This is a genomic window from Paraburkholderia aromaticivorans, from assembly GCF_002278075.1.
Lineage (GTDB): Bacteria > Pseudomonadota > Gammaproteobacteria > Burkholderiales > Burkholderiaceae > Paraburkholderia > Paraburkholderia aromaticivorans.
The window spans coordinates 2,623,040-2,642,110 of record NZ_CP022990.1 but is presented as its reverse complement, the minus strand read 5'-3'; the positions used below and the strand labels follow the sequence as shown (position 1 = coordinate 2,642,110).

Annotated in this window: 13 protein-coding genes; 2 read left to right on the top strand and 11 right to left on the bottom strand. The window is 64.7% G+C overall.

The window, feature by feature from the left end; all coding sequences use genetic code 11:
• Positions 1-130 precede the first annotated feature (130 nt).
• The 11 genes from CJU94_RS31435 to CJU94_RS31385 all read right to left on the bottom strand — a co-directional run bounded on the left by CJU94_RS31435 (position 131) and on the right by CJU94_RS31385 (position 17,129).
• The gene (locus CJU94_RS31435; RefSeq protein WP_095422432.1) at positions 131-5,716 is read right to left on the bottom strand and encodes an ATP-binding sensor histidine kinase; all 5,586 of its coding nucleotides are present in this window, start codon (positions 5,714-5,716) and stop codon (positions 131-133) included.
• Positions 5,713-6,087 carry a response regulator transcription factor gene (locus tag CJU94_RS31430; RefSeq protein ID WP_095422431.1) on the bottom strand — a complete coding sequence of 125 codons (375 nt, stop codon included), beginning with the start codon at positions 6,085-6,087 and terminating at the stop codon, positions 5,713-5,715. The genes CJU94_RS31435 and CJU94_RS31430 overlap by 4 nt, the downstream gene beginning before the upstream one ends.
• Positions 6,088-6,297: 210 nt before the next feature.
• Positions 6,298-8,019, bottom strand: coding sequence for an FAD-dependent oxidoreductase (locus tag CJU94_RS31425; RefSeq protein ID WP_095422430.1), 1,722 nt, complete (start codon positions 8,017-8,019; stop codon positions 6,298-6,300).
• A 72-nt stretch (positions 8,020-8,091) separates the two neighbouring features.
• Positions 8,092-9,606, bottom strand: coding sequence for an alginate export family protein (locus CJU94_RS31420; protein WP_095422429.1), 1,515 nt, complete (start codon positions 9,604-9,606; stop codon positions 8,092-8,094).
• Complete coding sequence (locus CJU94_RS31415) at positions 9,596-10,543, bottom strand: VOC family protein (protein WP_095422428.1); 948 nt, start codon at positions 10,541-10,543, stop codon at positions 9,596-9,598. The genes CJU94_RS31420 and CJU94_RS31415 overlap by 11 nt, the downstream gene beginning before the upstream one ends.
• Before the next feature lie 84 nt (positions 10,544-10,627).
• Complete coding sequence (locus tag CJU94_RS31410; protein ID WP_095422427.1) at positions 10,628-10,870, bottom strand: DUF1427 family protein; 243 nt, start codon at positions 10,868-10,870, stop codon at positions 10,628-10,630.
• A gap of 28 nt (positions 10,871-10,898) precedes the next feature.
• On the bottom strand, positions 10,899-11,540 hold the full coding sequence (locus tag CJU94_RS31405; RefSeq protein ID WP_095422426.1) for an HD domain-containing protein: 642 nt from the start codon (positions 11,538-11,540) through the stop codon (positions 10,899-10,901).
• Positions 11,541-11,728: 188 nt separating this feature from the next.
• Positions 11,729-13,201, bottom strand: coding sequence for a mechanosensitive ion channel family protein (locus CJU94_RS31400; RefSeq protein WP_095422425.1), 1,473 nt, complete (start codon positions 13,199-13,201; stop codon positions 11,729-11,731).
• A gap of 39 nt (positions 13,202-13,240) precedes the next feature.
• Complete coding sequence (locus CJU94_RS31395; RefSeq protein WP_095422424.1) at positions 13,241-15,109, bottom strand: amidohydrolase; 1,869 nt, start codon at positions 15,107-15,109, stop codon at positions 13,241-13,243.
• A 71-nt stretch (positions 15,110-15,180) separates the two neighbouring features.
• Positions 15,181-15,870: a hydrolase gene (locus CJU94_RS31390; protein WP_095422423.1), complete on the bottom strand. Its 690-nt coding sequence runs from the start codon at positions 15,868-15,870 to the stop codon at positions 15,181-15,183.
• Positions 15,871-16,208: 338 nt separating this feature from the next.
• A complete protein-coding gene (locus tag CJU94_RS31385; protein WP_095422878.1) occupies positions 16,209-17,129 on the bottom strand; it encodes a LysR family transcriptional regulator in 921 nt (306 codons plus the stop codon).
• A 118-nt stretch (positions 17,130-17,247) separates the two neighbouring features.
• Here CJU94_RS31385 and CJU94_RS31380 point away from each other — a divergent pair, with 118 nt between their 5' ends.
• Entirely contained in the window at positions 17,248-17,901 is a 654-nt protein-coding gene (locus CJU94_RS31380; RefSeq protein ID WP_095422422.1) for a DsbA family oxidoreductase, read from the top strand.
• A complete protein-coding gene (locus tag CJU94_RS31375) occupies positions 17,898-19,046 on the top strand; it encodes an FAD binding domain-containing protein (RefSeq protein WP_095422421.1) in 1,149 nt (382 codons plus the stop codon). Before CJU94_RS31380 ends, CJU94_RS31375 begins: the two co-directional genes overlap by 4 nt.
• Positions 19,047-19,071 lie beyond the last annotated feature (25 nt).

Here is a 19,071-nt window from a genome sequence, read left to right as displayed (position 1 = left end):
GTTGAGGTGATTGACCGGCGTTTGCCGGCGTCCTATGCGTCAACTGAGTATTGCTGATCGTCAGTCTTCGCTTCTTTCTGATCGCCCACATTTTTCAGATTCGCACGGCCGGGCGCGCGGCACGCGCATGCTAGGCGGCGACCGGCAAAGTGAACACGAAGATCGTTCCGCGCGGCTGCGCCGGCCCTGCCGACAGCGTGCCGCCATGCGCTTCGACAATCGACCGGCAGATGGCGAGCCCCATGCCCATGCCGGTCGATTTCGTCGTGAAGAACGCATCGAAAATGCGCGGCGCAATCTCCTCGCCGATTCCACTGCCGTTATCCTGCACGGACACGACCGCCGCGCCGCGATCGTCGAGCCATGAAGTGACGGTGAGCAGGCGCTGGCGCGCGTCGAGATGGCCCATCGCATCCGCGGCGTTCATGACGAGATTGAACAGCACCTGCTGTAATTGCACCCGGTCGGCCAGCACCGGACGGCTGGCGGCGAGATCGAGCCTCACCACCAGGCTGCGTTGTTCGATTTCGGCCGCCGCCAGTTCGAACACTTCGCGCACGACATTGTCGACATAGGTCGGCACGAAGCTCGGCTTGGCTTCCTTCGCGAGCGACTGCAACGCGCGAATGATTTCACCCGCGCGCTTGCCGTCCTTCACGATATCGCGCAAGCCACCCAATGCTTCGGGAATATCCGGCACCGGCCGGTTGAGCCAGCGCACCCCCGCGCTTGCGTTCGACACGATCGACGCGAGCGGCTGATTGATTTCGTGTGCGATCGACGCCGCGAGTTCGCCCATCGTGGTCGCCCGCGACGCTTTCGCCAACTCGAGCTTGGCGTTCTGCAAGGCGAGTTCGGTCAGGTGCCGGTCGGTGAAATCCGTGACCACGCCGACAAAGCTGCTCACACCCGAGGGCTCGCCGAGCACTTCGAGATACTTGACCGTTCCGTCCGGCACGACGACCCGGAACTTCTGCCGGAACGGCGTGCGGTGGCGCGCGGCGTACTCGACGGTCTCCTGATACGAGACAACGTCTTCCGGGTGAATCCGGTCGAGGATCGCCTGGGCGCCGGGCCCCACGTCTTCCTGCGGCAGGCCGAACACGTTATAGAGTTCTTTGGACCAGTAACGTTCGCCCGTCAGACTGTCCCAGATATAGCTGCCCGAGCGGCTGATCCTTTGTCCGAGCGCGAGCGCCTCTTCGCTCATGCGCAAGGCCATTTCCGTTTCCTGGCGACGCCTGTTTTCCTCCAGCAACTCGGCATAAAGGCGTGCCGTTTCCAGTGAAATGGCCGCTTGCGAAGCCAGCATGTCGAGCATCGACGTGCGGCTTTCCGTGAAGACGCCCGCGCTCAGATTGTTCTCCAGATACAGCGCGCCGATCGCATGGCCTTGTTTGACGAGCGGCAGACAGCACACCGAACGAACCCGCCGGTTCGAAAAAGCCACGTCGAACGAGAAGCGCGGATCGCGTTGCGCGTCTTCCACCACCACCTGCTTGCGCGTGCGCAGCGCCGTGTAGTACACCGAGGCCGGCAGATCCTCACGCGTGAGCTTGTTGCCGCCGAGCGTCACCTGAACGCCATCCGCCGTGTCCCGTCCGCTCGCCTCGATGACCGGCACGTTGCCCTTCGCGAGGATCAACATGCCGTTCTGCGCGCCGGCGTGAACGATGGCCAGCGTCACGAGCGTACGGATGAGTTTCTCGAGCACGATCTCCTCGGACAATGCCTGCGACGACTTCAACGCGGACATGAGGTCGAACTGATGCTGGGCATCGGCGATTTCAATCGAGGGGCGCGACGCCACCGGCTGCTCGAGCGGCAGCCGCGCCGGCCGGTCGGCGCGTTCGAGCTGCTCGACCTTGGCGAGCGCACCCCAGCGCGTATAGCTGCCGACCGCGCGACGGCGATGATGACGCGCCGCGCTGAACAGGCCGTTCGCCTCGCAACACACGGACGCGAGTTCGTGAGCGAGCGCGTTGCTGTGATTAAAGCCGCTTTCCGATGCCGCCGCGGCCGCCTGTTCGTATAGCGCCATGGCGGCGAGCGGCGCACCGTTCAGGCGCGCCACTTCGGCCTCGATCAATAGCATCTTGTCGCGGAAGGTGGCGGGATTGAGTTGCGCCCAGCTTCTCAAGGTCGCGAGATGCGGCTCGATGCGCGCCACGGCGCCGGCCGCGCCGTCCTCGCCGGTGTATGCCCTGGCGAGAACTAGCGCGGTATAGAAGTGATAGTCCAGCAAGTGGATATGCGCGGGAGTCGACCACTTCAGCTCCCCGGCTTCGGCAAGGCAATATAGCGCATGCTGATATTCGCCGTGGAAATAGCAGGAGATGCCTTTGAGCAGCCAGATCCAGAAGCGCAGCGTCGTCATCTGGGTGTCGAGCAGATCGGCGTCGAAGGTCATGCGGCCCTCGACCGCCACGCCGAAGTTGCCAGGCAGTCCGGGGCCGCCCGTCAAGCTATGGACATAGCGCTTCTGCAATTCGAGAATGTCTTCCACGTCCTTGAAACGCACCCGCCGCGCGAACGACAAGCCGAGATCGATTTCCCTGTCGACCTGCTCCAGCGGCGCGCCGATCGTCAGCAGATCCGAGACGATGTGGTTGCACGAGTAGCAGCTCATGGTCAGGTCACCGCTCGGCCGCGCCGATTCGAAGGCCTCGCGCGCGCATTCCAGCACGTAGGGCAGCGGCTGGGTCCAGACGGCGACCGTGTCGAGCGCGACCAGCACACTCGTGGCCACCGTGTTGAAACCGCGCTCCTTTACCAGCGTGCGCGCGAGACGCGAGAACTCGAAGCCTTCCTCGTAGCGGCCGAAAAATTCTGCCACGCACACACCGAACCACGATAGACAATGCGCGGAAGCCGCGGTGATGCCGTGATCGACGGTCAGCTGCACCATCCGGCACAGATGCAGGAAGCCCAGCCGCTCGTTCACGAACGATGCGGGCGCATAGACGCTCGCCAGCAGATTCATTTCCGATTCGATTTCCTCGTCGCGCAAAGTCGGCAAATCCGCGAGCGAGGCGATGCTGCGCGTCTTCAGCGATTCATTGAGCCGGCTGTACGCGGCGTCGACATCGGTGGCTTCCGGATAGCGAGGCAGACACGTGCCGAACAGCCTGACGCCTTCGAGCGCGGTCTCGACCGCGGCTTCATAGTCGGACAGATGCTGCTGCATGTCGACTTTCAGCTTGTAGACCGACACGCGTGCGACGATCGGCAGATCCTCGCGCAGCAGCCTGGCGATCTCCGTGCCGGCCGCATCGAAGTTCGCGTTAAGGATGTGGCACTGCACCCGCAACACCCCGATTTCGTAGCCGAGCGACTGCGCATAGTCCGCCTCGCTCGCGTCGAGCAGCTTCTGCGCGACGTCGAGATAACTCAGCGCGGACTGGATGGCGATCGCTTCTTTTGCGTGCCGCGCCGCCTGCAGACAGATCTTCGCGAAGAGAGTGGTTTCGTCCGGATCCAGACCGCGCAGCGCGCCGGCTGCCTGGGCCCGTTCGAGATGGTGCGCGATCTCGAAGGCCGACGCGCTCACGGCCCGCACGTCGAAATCTTTCATCAGGATGCCGGCGATGCGGGCGTGTTCGATACCACGCTCATTCTCGAAGGTCAGCGCATACGCGGCTTCCTGAACCCGGTCGTGGGCGAACGCGAAGCCCGTCCGGTCGGACACCACCAGACCGGCTTCGATCGCCGCATGCAGCCGCCGTTCCAGCTCCGCGCCGCCGGCATGATCGATGCGCATCAGTGTCGAGCGGTCGAGCCGGCGGCCCATGAACGCCAGCAGCTTGAGCACGGCCTGGGCCTCGCGCGGCAAGCGCGACAGACGCGCCACCATCAGCTCGACGACGTTATCGGACGATTCGTATTCGCCGATCCGGTCGATATCGTAGGTCCATCGCCCGGCCATGCCGTCATACGCGATCAGTTGTTGATCGGCCAGCGCAAGCAGCAGTTGCTTGATGAAAAATGGATTGCCCCCGGTCTTCTCGTGGACGATAGCCGCCAACGGATGAACCTGCGCGGCGTCGCAATGCAGCGCGTCGGCGAGCAAGGCCATCACGTCCGCGATATCGAGCGGCGCGACGGCGAGCGTGGCGACGCGCGCACCGGCGCGTGGCAGCGAGTTGAGAAAGGCCTTGAACTTCGGCGAGCGGTCCACCTCGTTATCGCGATAGGCGCAGATCAGCAGCACATGGCGGATCTCGACGGTCGCCACGAAATGGGCAATGAAATTCAAGGTGGCGTCGTCGAACCAGTGCACGTCGTCGAAGAACAGGATCAGCGGATGCGCTTGCGTCGCGAACACCGATACCAGGCGCGTGATCAGCGCCTGGAAACGCAGTTGCGCTTCGACCGGCGGCAGATCCGGCAACTCGGGCTGCTCGCCGAGCACCAGCTCCAGTTCCGGAATGAAGCTCACGATGAGTTTGCCCTGCACCCCGACCGCGTCGCGCAGCACGTCCCGCCAGCGCTCCAGTTCACTGTCGCTTTCGCCCAGAATGCGTTGGAACAGCGACCTGATCGCCTGCATCAACGGCGCGTAGGGCGCATTCTGCCCATACTGTTCGAGCTTGCCCGAAGCGAACAGCGTGGGCGTTTGCGCGGTCGCGCGGTGCACGCTGCGCACGAGTTCGGACTTGCCCGCGCCCGAGTAGCCGGACACGAAGATGAGCTGCGCCGTGCCCTGCTGCGCATTGCGCTCGAAGGCTTCGAGCAGCGCTTTGTATTCATGAGCGCGGCCGAATAGACGATGCGTGACGGCAAGGTTCCTGACGTTGTCCTCGGCGGCCGGCTCGAACGGCACGATGTGCTGCATCTCGTTCCAGTCGGCCAGACAGCGGCGCAAATCGGCCTCCAGACCCGAAGCGCTTTGATAACGCTCCGCCGGGCTTTTCGCCAGCAGCTTGAGGAGAATCGCACTCAGCACCGTGGGCAGCGATTGACGATATTGCCGCGGATCGGCCGGCTGCCGGGCGACATGGCTGTAGACCCATTCGAGCGCGTCCGCCGCTTCGAAAGGCAGGCGGCCGGTCAGCAGTTCATACAACGTCACGCCGAGCGAATAGAGATCGCTGCGCTCGTCGGCCTGACCTTCGGCGCGCCTCGCCTGTTCCGGCGACATATAGGCGAGCGTGCCGTACAGCGTATCCGGCGACTCGGCGCAAGGGTCGGCCGCGAGATGGAAGGCATCGCGAAAGCCCAGCAAGCGAACCGTACCGTCAATGCCTTCCAGCAGATTGGACGGCTTGATATCGCGATGCAGGACACCGCGCAGATGAGCGAGCCGCAGCGCGCGCGCGGCGCCGACCGCGATGCACAGGAAACGGCCGAGCGCGATCGTGCCGTCGGCGGGTGGAAGAATCAGCGCGCCGCCGTTGTCTTCATAGACGAGTATCGGGCCGCGCGCGAGCTGAACCAGCGCGAGCGGCCGTACGCCCCACGCCGAATCGAGTTTGCCGGCCGGCGCGAACTCCTGTGCAAGACGCCGGAAATCGGCCTCGGAGGGCAGATCGGTGGGCACCGCGACCAGCCACGACTGTGCGCCGTCCGGCTTGCTCGCGCGATAACGCACGATGTTGCCGTCGACCAGCAGCGCCTCGAGGTTGAGCTGATCGAACCACACCTGGTCGAAATGTGCCGTGCCGCCGGCATCGGGAGGCGCTGCGCGGCATCCGTCGGCAATCGCATCAGTGCTCAATTGAGTTCTCCCTTCCTTCCAATGGCAAGCTCGATCAACTCCAGCAGCGCGTCTTCCGCAAAAGGCTTGCGCACGACACCCACTGCGCCGAGTTGCATCGCGCGCTGAACGGTTTCGTCGTCGCCGTGCGCCGACATGAATACGACGGGAATATTCCTGCGCGCCTCCTGCAGATGACGTTGCACGTCGGAACCCTGCATGCCGTGCATTCTCAGGTCGAGCAACGCGCACAACGCGTCGTCGACAAGCGGCGAGGCGAGAAACGCCTCGCCCGATGAAAACGTCATCGTCGTATAGCCCACCGACTTGAGAAGGTTGCCGAGCGCGCTGCGTACCGAGGCGTCATCGTCGACGATGCAAACAAAGCTCATAGCTGCGGATACCCAGATGCACCCACGTCATCTCGCGGCTTCATGTCTGGCGCGATCTCCAGGGCTTCATGAGCGTCCGGGTCGGGGCCGTGCCGAACTTGCGCCGCCGTTGCGCGAGAGGGACGGTAGCGGCATGAACCGATCCCCTTGCATGTTAGGGTCCGGCCGGGGCCTCGCACTATCACACTTAGGTATGACAACACCGTCACATCAAGCGGCCGCTTTGGCGAGCTGGCTCAGATACGCGTGAATCTGACTCACCACCGCCGCGCCGTCGCCCACCGCCGCCGCGACCCGCTTCGCGGATTCCGAGCGCACGTCGCCGACGGCGAACATGCCCGGCACGCTGGTTTCGAGCGGATAACGCGCGCTCGACTCGGACAAGCCATGCTCGCTGCGCGCGAAACCGGTCACGACGAAGCCCCGGTTGTCGAGCTCCACGCCGCTCGACCCGAGCCAATCCGTCTTCGGGTCCGCGCCGATAAACAGAAACAGGTGGCGCGTGGGAATCACCTCGTCGGTGCCCTCGTCCTCATGAAAGATGCGCAACCCGGTCAGGCCGCTCTCGTCGCCGCCGAGTTCGCGCAACACGCAACGCGTGCAAAGCGACACGTTCGGCAAGGACCCGATCCGGTCGATCAGGTATTTCGACATGCTTGCATTGAGGTCCGCGCCGCGAATCAACACGCGGATGCTGCGCGCGAAGTTCGCGAGAAACACGACCGCCTGGCCCGCGGAGTTGCCGCCGCCCATCAGCACGATGTCTTGCCCTTTCACCAGCTTGGCCTCGATCGTCGATGCCCAGTAGAACGTGCCGCGCCCTTCGAACCGGTCGAACCCGGGCACCGTCGGCTTGCGGTACGCGGCGCCGCTCGCCACCACCACCGTGCGCGCGCTGATGCGCTGCTCGTCCTGCAGCGTCAGCACGAAAATGCCGTCATGGCGGCTCACGTCCATGACCTTGCCGGGAATCGCCAGATGCGCGCCGAACTTCAAGGCCTGCTGGAACGCGCGGGCCGCGAGCGCCTGGCCCGAGATGCCGGTCGGAAAGCCCAGATAGTTCTCGATGCGGGAACTCGCGCCGGCCTGGCCGCCCGGCGCGCGCTGATCGAACACGGCAACCGACAGACCCTCGGTGGCCGCGTACACGGAGGCAGCCAGTCCCGCCGGTCCGGCGCCGACGATCGCCACGTCGTAGACGCGCGATTGCTCGAAGGTCGGCACGAGCCCGAGGCACGACGCGAGCTGCGCTTCGTCCGGCGCGCGCAGCACGTAGCCGTTCGGGCAGAACACCAGCGGAAAATCGCCCGGCCCGGTGGTCATGCCGCCCAGCAGCTTGATCGCTTCGGGATCGGTGCGGGCGTCGATCACCATCGCCGGATAGGCATTGCGGCGCAGGAAGCCTTGCAGCCGGATCAGCCGCGCGTCGTCGCCATTGCCGACGATCACCGGCCCGAGCCCCTGCTCGATCAGCCCGAGCCGCCGCAGAATCAACGCACGCATGATGTGCTCGCCGAGTTGCGCATCGGCGACGATCAGCGCGCGCAAGCGCTCCGGCTCGATCACGAGCGTCTCGACATCCGTCAGCGCGATGCCGTCGATCAACGCCGGCTTGCCGGAGAGCTGCGCCATTTCCGCCATGAAGTGGCCGTCGTCATGTTCGGTGACGACGGTCGAGCGCCCGAAGCTGTCGCGCGACTCGATCCGCACGCGGCCATGCAGCAGCACGAACAGGCCGAGCGCCACATGCCCGGTCTGGAAGATCAGTTCGCCGGCCTTGAACGACATGGGCCGCGCAAAGCGCCGCAGGCTCGCGATTTCGGCGGCGGAAAGACGGGGGAACATCTGATGCCTGCGGTATTCCAGCGAGGAATACGGAAACTCGAGTTCCGAGGGCGTGGTTGCGTCGACGGACATGTCGGGTGTGCTCATGGCTTGACCTCATCTAACCCGTCGTCGTGACGACGGTTTGCCGATAGCGCTCGTGCTGCCGCTTCAATACTTCTACCAGCCGAACTTGAGCTCGGCGCCCACATAGTCGGCATTGCGCGCGCCCAGTTCGCGCAGCGACGGGCCGACCTGAAAATGCACGGCTTCCAGCGCCGCCGCGAGATTGGCGGTGACCGCATAGTCGGCGCGCAGCTGCGTATAGAAACCGGTCCACGGGCTGCCATGCCCGGCCGTTCCCGGCACGACCGACGAGCCCTGCCCGTACACGGCGTCCGCGGTGGTCTGACGCCATTGCAGACCGACGCCGGCCAGCAGCGTGAGCTTGGCGCTCGGCTTGAGGATGAGCGTCGGCTTGACGTGCACGAGGTTCGTGTAGCCGGTGTAGCCGGCCAGCGCGAAGTAGTAGCCGTTCGGAAAGAGCGGATTGAAGGTGCCGATGCGCCCGTCCCCCGGATGGCTGTCGCCCGAGGCGGCGTCCACCTGAAGGCCGAGGCGCGGCGTCCACGGCAGGGAGGCCAGCGTATAGCCGGCGAGCGACCCCACCGCCCACGCGCCGATCGTCTTGCTGCCGACATGGCCGGACTGATACATCGCCTCGACGTCCCAGTCGAACGGGGCGACATTGCCGGCGTAGCGCGCGTCGAACACGTCGCGATGTTCGTCGCCGCGCGCGTCGAGGAACTTCGCGTTGCTGCGGTTGTAGCGCGAGTAGTACGCGGACAGGTCGCCTGGCCCGACGTTCTTGCGCTCCACGCGCACGCCGCTGAACGTCAGGTCGCGATTGGAGACGTCGTCGAAATCCGAGTTGTCGCGGTATTGAACCGGCTGTGTCGCGTAGGCGATCCAGCGCCACGGGCCGGTTTCATAGTCGGCCCAGATCGCGTCGAACGCCTGACGCACGTTCGGGCCGTCGCGCACGGAAACGAACCGCTGCAAGTCGAACGCCATTTCCTGGCGGCCGACGCGAAACTTCACCGTGCCCGGACCGAGCGGCTCGGTAATCGCGACGAACGCCTGGCGCAGATCCAGCGGGTTCTTATCGACCGGCGTCACCATGTCTTTGCCGTAGGGCCGCGCGTCCTCGAACTGCGTGAAAATCTGCACATGCGGGCCGAGGCGCACGTCCGCGTGGACTTCGAGCCGTTGCAGCAAATAGGTGTCGTCGTGCGCGGCGCCGAGGCCGAACAGCGGCGCGTCGTTGATTTCGAGGCGCTCGCGCAGCACCATGCCGAGCGAGATATACGCATCCGGATTGCCGAACAGCGGAATGTACTTCAGCGAATCGAAGGGTTTTTTCGGCACGCAGGGATTGGCCAGCGCCGACCAGTTCTCCTGCCACCGGTTGAACATGATCGCGGGCCGCGCGCACGACGTCGCCGCGGCGCCGCTCGTGGCCGTGGCGGCCGCCGCGCTGCCGGTGGTGGACGTATCGTCCGCGCCGCCGAGCGCGGTGTCCGCCGCCGCGGCCGGCAGCGCGGCCGCCAGCCCCGCGCTGATCAGCAACGCGCGAAGGGCGTGCCGCGCGCGCCGCGATCTGAACGACGGCACGGCGTTGGCCTCACTTGCCATCGTGCACTTCGGCGATGTACGCGCCCGGGAATTCGAGGATCGCGGTCTTGCCCGATCCGCTCGCATATGCCGGGTACAACACCTTCGCGCCGGCCGCTTGCGCGCGCTCCAGCGTCTGCGCCACGTCGTCGACGCCGTAGCCGGTGGTTTCACGTCCGAACGGGAACGGCAGCTTGCCGTCCGTCACGAACACGATCATGCGGCCGAAGCCCGACGTGATACGAATCTCGCGCATCGTCTCACCGGGGCGGCCGATCACGCCGGCATCCGCATGCGGGTTGTCCGACACCACCTTGCCGTGCGAGAAATGCAGCCAGCGGCGCACGAAGTTGTTCGCTTCGTAACGCGACACGTATACGCGGTTATCGGGCACGCTTTGCAACGGCGCGTAGTTCGGTGCCTTGGTGTGCCAGTAGAGCTGCATCGTCAGGCCGCCCGGCCACTGAATGATCGCGTCCTTGCCGATCGGATCGTCGAACGGCTCGACCAGCACGTCGGCGCCGGCTGCGCGCGCCGCTTTCACGCCCTGATCGATATCCGTGACGAGGTAGCCGGTGCGCTCATTGCCGAACGGATAGGGAATCGGCGTCTCGAAGCCGAACACCGACAGCATCCCGACCGGTGTCTGCACATATTGCGAGGCCGTCTTGCTCGGCGTCGGCGTCACGGTGAAGACCGCACGCGGCGAGGCCTTGCCGCCGAAGGTCGCGACAAAGCTGTTGACGAACGCGTCGAGGTCGGCCGAGGCGACGTACACATGGGTGGTGTCGTACTGCGGGCCCACCGCCACGTCGGGGTGTTTGACCAGCGCTGTTTTACCGCCCGGCACTTCCGGCGGCCCCGCATCGGCGAAGGCCGACGAAAGCGGCGCCGACCCGATCAGCAGCGCGGCGCAGACGAGCGCAATCGAGCGGTACTTATGAAGCGACTTGAACATTTGACTTTCCGTTTGAGTTGGCAAAATTTGAATGGCGGCCTCCGGAACGGCAGCCCGCCCGGCGCACTCCGCGCAGCTTCGGTATCAACCGCCTTCCTTGGTCGCGCCGGGCTTTTGCACCGCGGCGCCCTTGATCGGTTCGGCCACTTGCGCCGTGGCCGTCTGCGTGAAGAATTGCGCCTTCACGACCGGTATGGCGTGCTCGCCCAGCACCATGCCGAGCAGGCCGGCGAGCGCGATCAACGGCGGCGCCGGCGACTGAACCTTGAGCAGCCAGTAGAGGAGCCCGATGCCGAAGCCCACTCCTAGAGAAATGATGTAGCCCATGTCGATCGTCCTTTGTGTCAACCATTCATCAATTCGGCCAGTCCGATCCCAGCACCAGTCCGCAGAAATTCAGGCGGCGATAGTTCGGATCCCACCGGTCCAGCACGTCGGCATTGACGGTCCCGAAGGTCGTCTCGGGACGATGCGCCATGCCGTGCGCGTATGCTTCGATCAGCTTCTTCTTGAAGCCGGATTCGCGCGGATACGCCTGGGCGATTTCGTCGCGCTGGTGCGCGGTGAATTCGTCGTAGCGCGCGCCCCGCACGTCCATCTGCACCCCGGCGCTAATGAGCGCGACGAGCGCCGACAGGTGCTCGGGAATGCCCGGCGTCGTGTGCAAGGCGATCCCCACCCAGACCTCTTCGATCTCGCGCTCGGCCACGCCGTGCTGGCGCAGAAAATCGCGCGCGGCGTTGGCGCCGTCCACCTCGAAGCGGTAAGGCGAGCGCTCGTACTTCGCGTTCAGCCCCACGTTGTGAAACATTGCGCCGATATACAACAGCTGCGCGTCGAATTTCAGGTTCTCGCGGTAGCCGGTCAGCGCGGCGAACAGGAAGGCCCGCAACGCGTGGTGAAACATTAATTCGGACTCCATGCTGCGGATCAGGTCAGTCGCCGCCTGGGCCATGACACCGTCAGGGATGTCAACGCCGGCAATGGTCTTCTTCATGTCAACTCCTCCGTGTCAGCCCCTTCCCGACGCGCCTTCGCACATGCCGACCGGACGCCATGACCCGCCCGCGTGGCGAATCGATGACAGCCCAGGGACCATCCACCGCAGCGTAGCGAAATAAATCTATTAAGACTTTGGCGGATTCTTAAAATCCCTTAATCGCCACGCGACTTATGCCAATCCACTTAAAGCGTCAGTTCATGGATGCGCCGCACGCCGTCGCGAATCCATTGCAGCAAGCCGCCGGGGCTCTCCTCCAGATTGCCCGGTGCGGCCAGCAGCATCTCCTCGGTGGCATGGTGTTCCGACAGCAGCCGGCACATCTCCTTGGCCACCTCCGGGCGTCGCGAGAGAACCGGCGTCAACGCGCTCCTGTCGAGCCGGAAAACCGTGGCGCGCGTCAGCGCCCGCACCACCACCGCCGTTCTCACACCGGCGAGAATCCCCGACTGGCCGATCGAGTCGCCCGGCGCGAGCCGGCGCAGCTCGATCTCGCCGCCGTCTTTCGCCACGACCGCTTTGGCCACGCCCTGCGCCAGAATGTGCAGTTCGTGGCCGCTTTCATCCGCTGCGGCGTAGATCGTGTCGCCGGCGTCGAACTCGTGCTGCGTCAGCTTCGCGGCGAGCTCGGCGAGCTCGTCGCGCGCCAGCGTCTGGAAGATCAGCACGTTGCGCAGAAGCCGCAGCTTTTCGTCCGCGGTGCCGCCGGTCACGGGCTCGGGCACCGACAGTGGCCGCAAGACCACTCCGCGCGAGAGCAGATGGCGGTGCGCGAGATCGAACAGCTCATTGCGCACGGCGATCTTCCTGCCCAGTTCGCTCACGTAGCAGACGATCTCGTACTCGATCGCGTCGTTGGTGGCGCGCCGCACGCTCACCACCGGCTTCGGATCGTCGAGCACATCGCGTGAGCTTTCGGCCGCGCTGGCGAGCGCCTCCAGCACCAGCGCCGGACGGATCGACGGCTTGATGGGCAGCACCACGCTGATGCCATGCGTATGCGACGGTTCGTTGGCGTTGACGATATGGGCGCGCGCCGCCACGCTGTTCGGTATCACGACGATGTTGCCCTGACCGTTGAGCAGGCTCGTCGCGCGCCAGTTGCTCTCCACCACTTTCCCTTCCACGTCGCCGATCGTCACCCAGTCGCCGAGACGAAACGGCTCGGTCGCGTTCAACACCACGCCGGAGAACACGTCGTTCAGCGTGCTCTGGATCGCGAGGCCGAGCACGACCGCGAGCGCGCCCGACGTGGCGAGCAGGCCGCGCACCGGCAGCTCCAGCACGAAAGCGATCGCGCCCACCGCGGCAGCGAGAAACACGAGCGCGCCGAACACGTCCTGAAACAGCCGCTCCTTGTGCCATGCTTCGGGCAGCACCACGCGATCGAGCAGAATCGTGACGAGACGCGCCCCCTGCAGCCACCACACGATTTCCAGCACCTGCGCGAGCAGATGACGCAGCGGCTCGCCCGGCCAGGGCGCCGCGCGCAACGGGTTCATGCCGTAACTGAACAGCACGCAGCTCGACAGAGCGAACATCAGCGCGCGAAACGCGAGCCGGGTCTGGTCGCTCTTGCGGCTCATGAAACGCCAGGCGAGAAAATCCAGGACCAGAATGGCCAGCCCGAACAGCACGCCGTCGGTCAGGGTCGGCATAAAGGTCCTCGCTCGCCTCGCGCTACGCGGCCAGGGTGATCAGAACGCGAAACAGCTGCATCCCAACGCGCCCCAGAAGCCGTTCGAATCGCTGACCGGCACGTTCTTGCGCCATGCCCAGCCGTGCGCATGCGCATGCACGCCGCACAGATTCACGCAGCCGTCCACGCACGCCACCGCCGTCGGCTTATAGCGGCTGTAGCCGCCGAATTCCGCCACCGGCGACCATGACGGGCTGACCGGCAGATCGGGCGGTGCGAGCGGCGCGAATTCGTCGTCCGCATAGACGACCTTGCCGCCCACCACCGTCATGTTCGAACTCAGGTACTTGATGCGGCTCTCGTCGACGGTGAAATAGTCTTCGCTCAACACCGCGAAGTCGGCGAACTGGCCCGGTACCAGCGCGCCCTTGCGTTCCTCTTCGTTCGAGAACCATGCACTGCCCACCGTATAGCGGCGCAACGCCTCCATTCGGTCGAGCTTGTTCTCGCTCCCGTACATCGCGGTGCCGCCGACGGTCTTGCCCGACACCATCCAGTACAGCGACACGAACGGGTTGAAACTCGCGACGCGCGTGGCGTCCGTGCCCGCGCCGACCGGCAGGCCGGCGTCGAGCATGTGGCGGATCGGCGGCGTGCGCTTGACCGCCTCTTCGCCGTATTGATGAATGAAGTACTCGCCCTGATACGCCATCCGGTGCTGGATCGCAATGCCGCCGCCGAGCGCCTTCACCCGGTCGATGTTCTTCTGCGTGATGGTCTCGCAGTGATCGAAGAACCAGCGCAGGCCGTCGAACGGAATATCGGCGTTCACGCGTTCGAACACGTTCAGGAAACGCTCGATCGATTCGTTGTAGGTGGCGTGCAGACGGAACGGCCAGCGGTTCGCCACCAGCAGCCTGACGACCGCTTCCAGTTCGGTCTCCAGCGACTCGGGCAAGTCCGGGCGCGGTTCGAGAAAGTCTTCGAAGTCCGCGGCGGAAAACACCAGCATCTCCCCAGCGCCATTCACGCGCAGGAAATCGTCGCCCTCGCCGGGCTTGGTCATCTTCACCCACTTGGCGAAGTCCTCGATTTCCTTCTTCGCATTCTGTGTGAACAGGTTGTAGGCAATCCGAACGGTCAGTTCGCTCTTCTTCGCCATCTCCATGATGACGGCGTAGTCGTCCGGATAGGCCTGATAGCCGCCGCCCGCGTCGATCGCGCTCGTCACGCCGAGGCGGTTCAACTCACGCATGAAATGGCGCGTGGAGTTGCGCTGGTCTTCCGGCGCGAGCTTCGGGCCTTTTGCGAGCGTCGCGTACAGCAGGCCGGCGTTGGACCGGGCGATCAGCATGCCGGTCGGATTGCCGCGCTTGTCGCGCTGGATCTCGCCGCCCGGCGGGTTCGGGGTGTCCCTGGTATAGCCGACCGCGCGCAGCGCCGCTGCATTCAATAGCGCGCTGTCGTACAGATGCAGGATGAACACCGGCGTGTCCGGTGCGATCGCGTTGATTTCTTCGAGCGTCGGGCCGCGCCGCTCGGCAAACTGGAATTCGTTCCAGCCGCCCACCACGCGCACCCACTGCGGCGCCGGAGTGCGCGCCACCTGTTTGCGCAGCATGTCGAGCGCGTCGGCGAGCGACGGCACGCCGTCCCAGCGCAACTCCATATTGAAGTTCAGGCCGCCGCGAATGATGTGCAGATGCGAGTCGTTAAGACCGGGAATGACCGTGCGCCCTTTGAGGTCGACATGGCGCGTGTTGCCGTTGGCGTGACGCATTACCGTCTCGCGCGGACCCGAAGCGAGGACCCGGCCGTTCGCGACGGCAAGCGAGTCGGCGAATGAACGCTTGTCGTCCTGCGTGGCGATCTTGCCGTTGAAGAACACGACCTCGGCCGGCGTCAATTCGGAAGTACTGGAATTCATGGCGATCCTCATAGGGAGCGCTCCGCTTTCAAGCGCGGAGCTATTCATGGGAAGCGGGCGCTCGTCGCTGCTTACTTCTTTGCGGGCACCGGCGCCAGAACCTCATGCGTCCCCGCCGCGCGCTGGGGAGCCTTGTGCACCATGGTGTACGCGTAGTCCACGCCCATCCCGTACGCGCCCGAATGCTCTTTGGCAATCGCCATGACTTCGTTGTAAGTCTCTTTGTGTGCCCAATCGCGTTGCCATTCGAGCAGCACCTGTTGCCAGGTCATCGGCACCACGCCGGCCTGAATCATCCGCTGCATCGCGTAGTCGTGCGCGTCCTTCGAGGTCCCGCCCGACGCGTCGGCGACCATATAGATTTCGTAGTCGCCCTCGGCCATGGCGCACAGCGCAAACGTGTTGTTGCAAACCTCGGTCCACAGACCCGCCACCACTACCTTTTTTCGGCCATTCGCAGCAAGCGAGTCACGAACCTTCTGGTCGTCCCACGAGTTCATGGACGAGCGTTCGAGCACCTTGTGCTCCGGAAATACGTCCAGCAATTCCGGGTACGTATAGCCAGAGAAACTTTCGGATTCCACGGTCGTGATCGTGGTAGGGATGTTAAACACCCGCGCCGCCTTCGCGAGTCCTACTACGTTGTTCTTGAGTACCTGACGGTCAATGGACTGGACTCCAAAAGCCATTTGCGGCTGTTGGTCGATGAAGATGATCTGCGAGTTTGCAGGCGTGAGGACTTCAAGTTTCGGATTTGCCATGGCTTTGTACTTCCTAAAGGTTTGGTGAACATGGGAGGACAGGCCGCACTCGCTTGAAGTGCGAGAAAAGCTGGAGCCCATTCTAGCCACGGGTTTTTGCCGAGTCCTTGGCGAACGACCTTAATAGTTCTTAAACAATATGGTCGGCAAAGCGCGTTTGGGCGCGCGGCCGAGCGCCGGCGCCCGCTCAGAACATTTCATGTTTTCTGCAGGACTTTATGTGCGCGGCATTCCTACACTGCAATCAGCCTTGAATCACCCTTTCGCGACTTCGATCAGTCAGACCGGTGGAATGCGCGGTGAAAGACCCACTAAGCGAGCGCGGCGCGCGCCGCCGTTCAACCTTCGAGCGACGCGCGAAGCCGCGTTTCGAGAAACCGAACCAGCGCGCGCACTTTGCTGGACTGGCGGCGATTGGGGAGATACGCCGCATAGACGACGGCGTCTCCCGCATGAGGACTCGCGTCGAAGTGTTCGAACAGGCGCAGCAGACGGCCCGCGCGAATTTCGGCCGCGACCTGCCATTCGGGCAGCAGTGCGATGCCGCGTCCCGCCATCACCGCTTCGAGCAGGATGTCGAGATTGTTCGACAGCAGATGCCCGCGCACGTCGACGCGTTGCGCCGCGCCCTCGCGCTGGAAGGTCCAGACCTGGCGAGTGCGATAGCCGCCGCCATAGGCGAAGCGCAGGCACTCGTGGTCGGCGAGATCCTGCGGCGTGGACGGCGTGCCGCTGCGTTCGAGGTAGTCGTGGCTCGCCACCACGTAGCGCGGATTGTCCGCCAGTTTTTTGACGATCAGGTTGGCGTCGCGATCGGCAAGACCGATCCGGATCGCGACGTCGATCCGGTCGAGCGCGAGATCGGCAAAGTGGTCGGCGACCACGACGTCGAGAAATACGCGTGGATTGTCGGAGAGAAAGGCCGCGAGGTGCGGCGCGAGGCGCAGCCGGCTGTAGGTGGACGGAACCGAAATTCGCAGCGCGCCGACCGGCGACGCGCCGCTGTCGAACACGCTCTCGTCTGCCTCGGCCAGATCGTCGAGCACCTTCGCAACCTGTTCGACGTAGGCGATGCCGGCGTCCGTCAAGCTGACCTTTCGCGGCGTGCGCGTCAGCAGCGCGGTGCCGAGGGAGGCCTCCAGCGAGTCCATCAGGCGCGTGACCGACGAAGTCGCCACGCCCAGACGTTGAGCAGCCTTCGAAAAGCCGCCGGCGTCCGCCACTTCGAGCAAGGTCTTGACGGCGAGGAATTTGTCCATGGTCGGTCTCATCCACAGTTTGGTTGCAAAAAACGCAACGCCAGCTTGCATTTTATCCATATTCACCGCCGGCAACGCAACAGATAAGCTGCATCCGTTGCCTAATGAGGGATGCGACATGCAAGCCATTCAGGTCGAGATCAATTACGACTTCATTTGTCCGTGGTGCTGGATCGGCGAGCGCAATCTCGCGTCGGCGCTGACGGATGCCGGTGCGGACACGGTTGTGTCGATCCGCTATGTGCCGTTCGAGTTGAACCCGGCCATGCCGGCCGAAGGCATGGACCGGCGTGCCTATCGCAGCCAGAAGTTCGGCAGCTGGGCGCGCTCGCAGAGCATGGATGCGCAGGTCACCGCCGCCGGTCTGGCGGCCGGCGCGCGCTTCCATTACGACAAGGTGCTGCGCACGCCCAATACGCGTCTCGCGCATCGTCTGATGCAGTTCGCGCAGCAGCGCAACGAGCCGCGCGCGACGGCCGCGTTGTATCAGGCGATCTACGCCGCTTACTTCTGCGAAGGCCGCGACATCGGCTCGCTCGACACGCTGGTCGCGCTTGCCGCGCAACAGGCCTTCGACGCGGACGCGGTGCGCGCGTATTTGCTGAGCACCGCCGGCAATCAGGAGATCGATGCGGCGCGCAAGCGGGCCGACAGTCTGGGCGTTCAGGCCGTGCCGACCATCCGCATCGACGGCGATGTGATCAGCGGCGCGCAGCCGCCCGCGGTCTTCATCCACGCGCTGCGTTCGGCAGGGCAAAGGAAGGCAGCATGAGAGCGCTGGAGAAACCGCGTGCCGTCGTGATCGGCGGATCGCTTGGCGGCTTGCTGACGGCTAGTACATTGCGCGCGGCCGGCTGGGACGTGGACGTGTTCGAGACCTCGCCGAACCAGCTCGAAAGCCGTGGCGGCGGCGTCGTGCTGCAGCCGGACGTGCTGGACGCGCTCGCCTTCGCCGGCATCGAACTGCCGGACCCGCCAGGCGTGGCCTCGGGCGATCGCATCTACCTGGACCGCGAGGACCGGGTGGTCGAGCAGCTTTACATGCCGCAGATGCAGACCTCGTGGGGCCTGCTGTACCGCGCCATGAAAGACGCGCTGCCCGCGCCTCATCTGCATGCCGGCGAGACCTTTGTCGACTTCCACATGGAAGGCGAGCGGATCGTCGCGCGGTTCGAGAGCGACCGCAGCGAGCAGGCGGACCTGCTGATCGGCGCCGACGGCATCCGCTCGGCGCTCAGGCAACGCCTGCTGCCCGAAGTCGCGCCGCAGTATGCGGGCTATGTGGCATGGCGCGGCCTCGTCGAGGAACCGGATCTGCCCTTGCACGCGGCGGACATGCTGCGCGGCCGCTTCGCGTTTCAGCAAGGCGACGGGCATTCGGGCCTCTCGTATCTGATTCCGGGCGAGAACGATTCGACCGTGGCCGGCGAGCGGCGCTTCAACTGGGTGTGGTATCGCAAGTACGACGAGGCAACGCTCGAGGAATTGCTGGTCGATCGTCACGGCATCCGGCGCGCGTTTTCACTGCCGCCGGGCTCGACCAAGCGCGCCGACATCCTGCGGCTCCGCGAGGACGCGCAAGCGTTGCTGGGCCCGACGTTCCGCGCCCTCGTCGACGCGACCGACGCTCCCTTCATGCAGCCGATCGTCGATCTGCGCTCGCCGAAGATGGTGTTCGGCCGCGCGGTGCTGCTCGGCGACGCCGCGTCGGTGCCGCGCCCTCACACGGCGGGCAGCACGGCGAAAGCGGCCGCCAATGCGCATGCGCTGGCGCTCGCGTTGTCCTCGACATGGCCAGGCGGCGCGACGATCGATTCAGCGCTGAAACGTTGGGAGAACCAACAGTTGCAGCGCGGCAGGCTGATGACCGATCTGGGCATCTCGCTCGGCGACCGCGTGATGAACCTCGCGCGCTGAACCCGCGTTTTCCGTTTCTCTTCTT

Bases quoted from the DNA above. Each gene is read 5' to 3' on its own strand.
- CJU94_RS31390 (WP_095422423.1), bottom strand. From the start codon at position 15,870: ATGGCAAATCCGAAACTTGAAGTCCTCACGCCTGCAAACTCGCAGATC.
- CJU94_RS31405 (WP_095422426.1), bottom strand. From the start codon at position 11,540: ATGAAGAAGACCATTGCCGGCGTTGACATCCCTGACGGTGTCATGGCC.
- CJU94_RS31425 (WP_095422430.1), bottom strand. From the start codon at position 8,019: ATGAGCACACCCGACATGTCCGTCGACGCAACCACGCCCTCGGAACTC.
- CJU94_RS31420 (WP_095422429.1), bottom strand. From the start codon at position 9,606: ATGGCAAGTGAGGCCAACGCCGTGCCGTCGTTCAGATCGCGGCGCGCG.
- CJU94_RS31395 (WP_095422424.1), bottom strand. From the start codon at position 15,109: ATGAATTCCAGTACTTCCGAATTGACGCCGGCCGAGGTCGTGTTCTTC.
- CJU94_RS31380 (WP_095422422.1), top strand. From the start codon at position 17,248: ATGCAAGCCATTCAGGTCGAGATCAATTACGACTTCATTTGTCCGTGG.
- CJU94_RS31415 (WP_095422428.1), bottom strand. From the start codon at position 10,543: ATGTTCAAGTCGCTTCATAAGTACCGCTCGATTGCGCTCGTCTGCGCC.
- CJU94_RS31375 (WP_095422421.1), top strand. From the start codon at position 17,898: ATGAGAGCGCTGGAGAAACCGCGTGCCGTCGTGATCGGCGGATCGCTT.
- CJU94_RS31400 (WP_095422425.1), bottom strand. From the start codon at position 13,201: ATGCCGACCCTGACCGACGGCGTGCTGTTCGGGCTGGCCATTCTGGTC.
- CJU94_RS31385 (WP_095422878.1), bottom strand. From the start codon at position 17,129: ATGGACAAATTCCTCGCCGTCAAGACCTTGCTCGAAGTGGCGGACGCC.
- CJU94_RS31410 (WP_095422427.1), bottom strand. From the start codon at position 10,870: ATGGGCTACATCATTTCTCTAGGAGTGGGCTTCGGCATCGGGCTCCTC.
- CJU94_RS31430 (WP_095422431.1), bottom strand. From the start codon at position 6,087: ATGAGCTTTGTTTGCATCGTCGACGATGACGCCTCGGTACGCAGCGCG.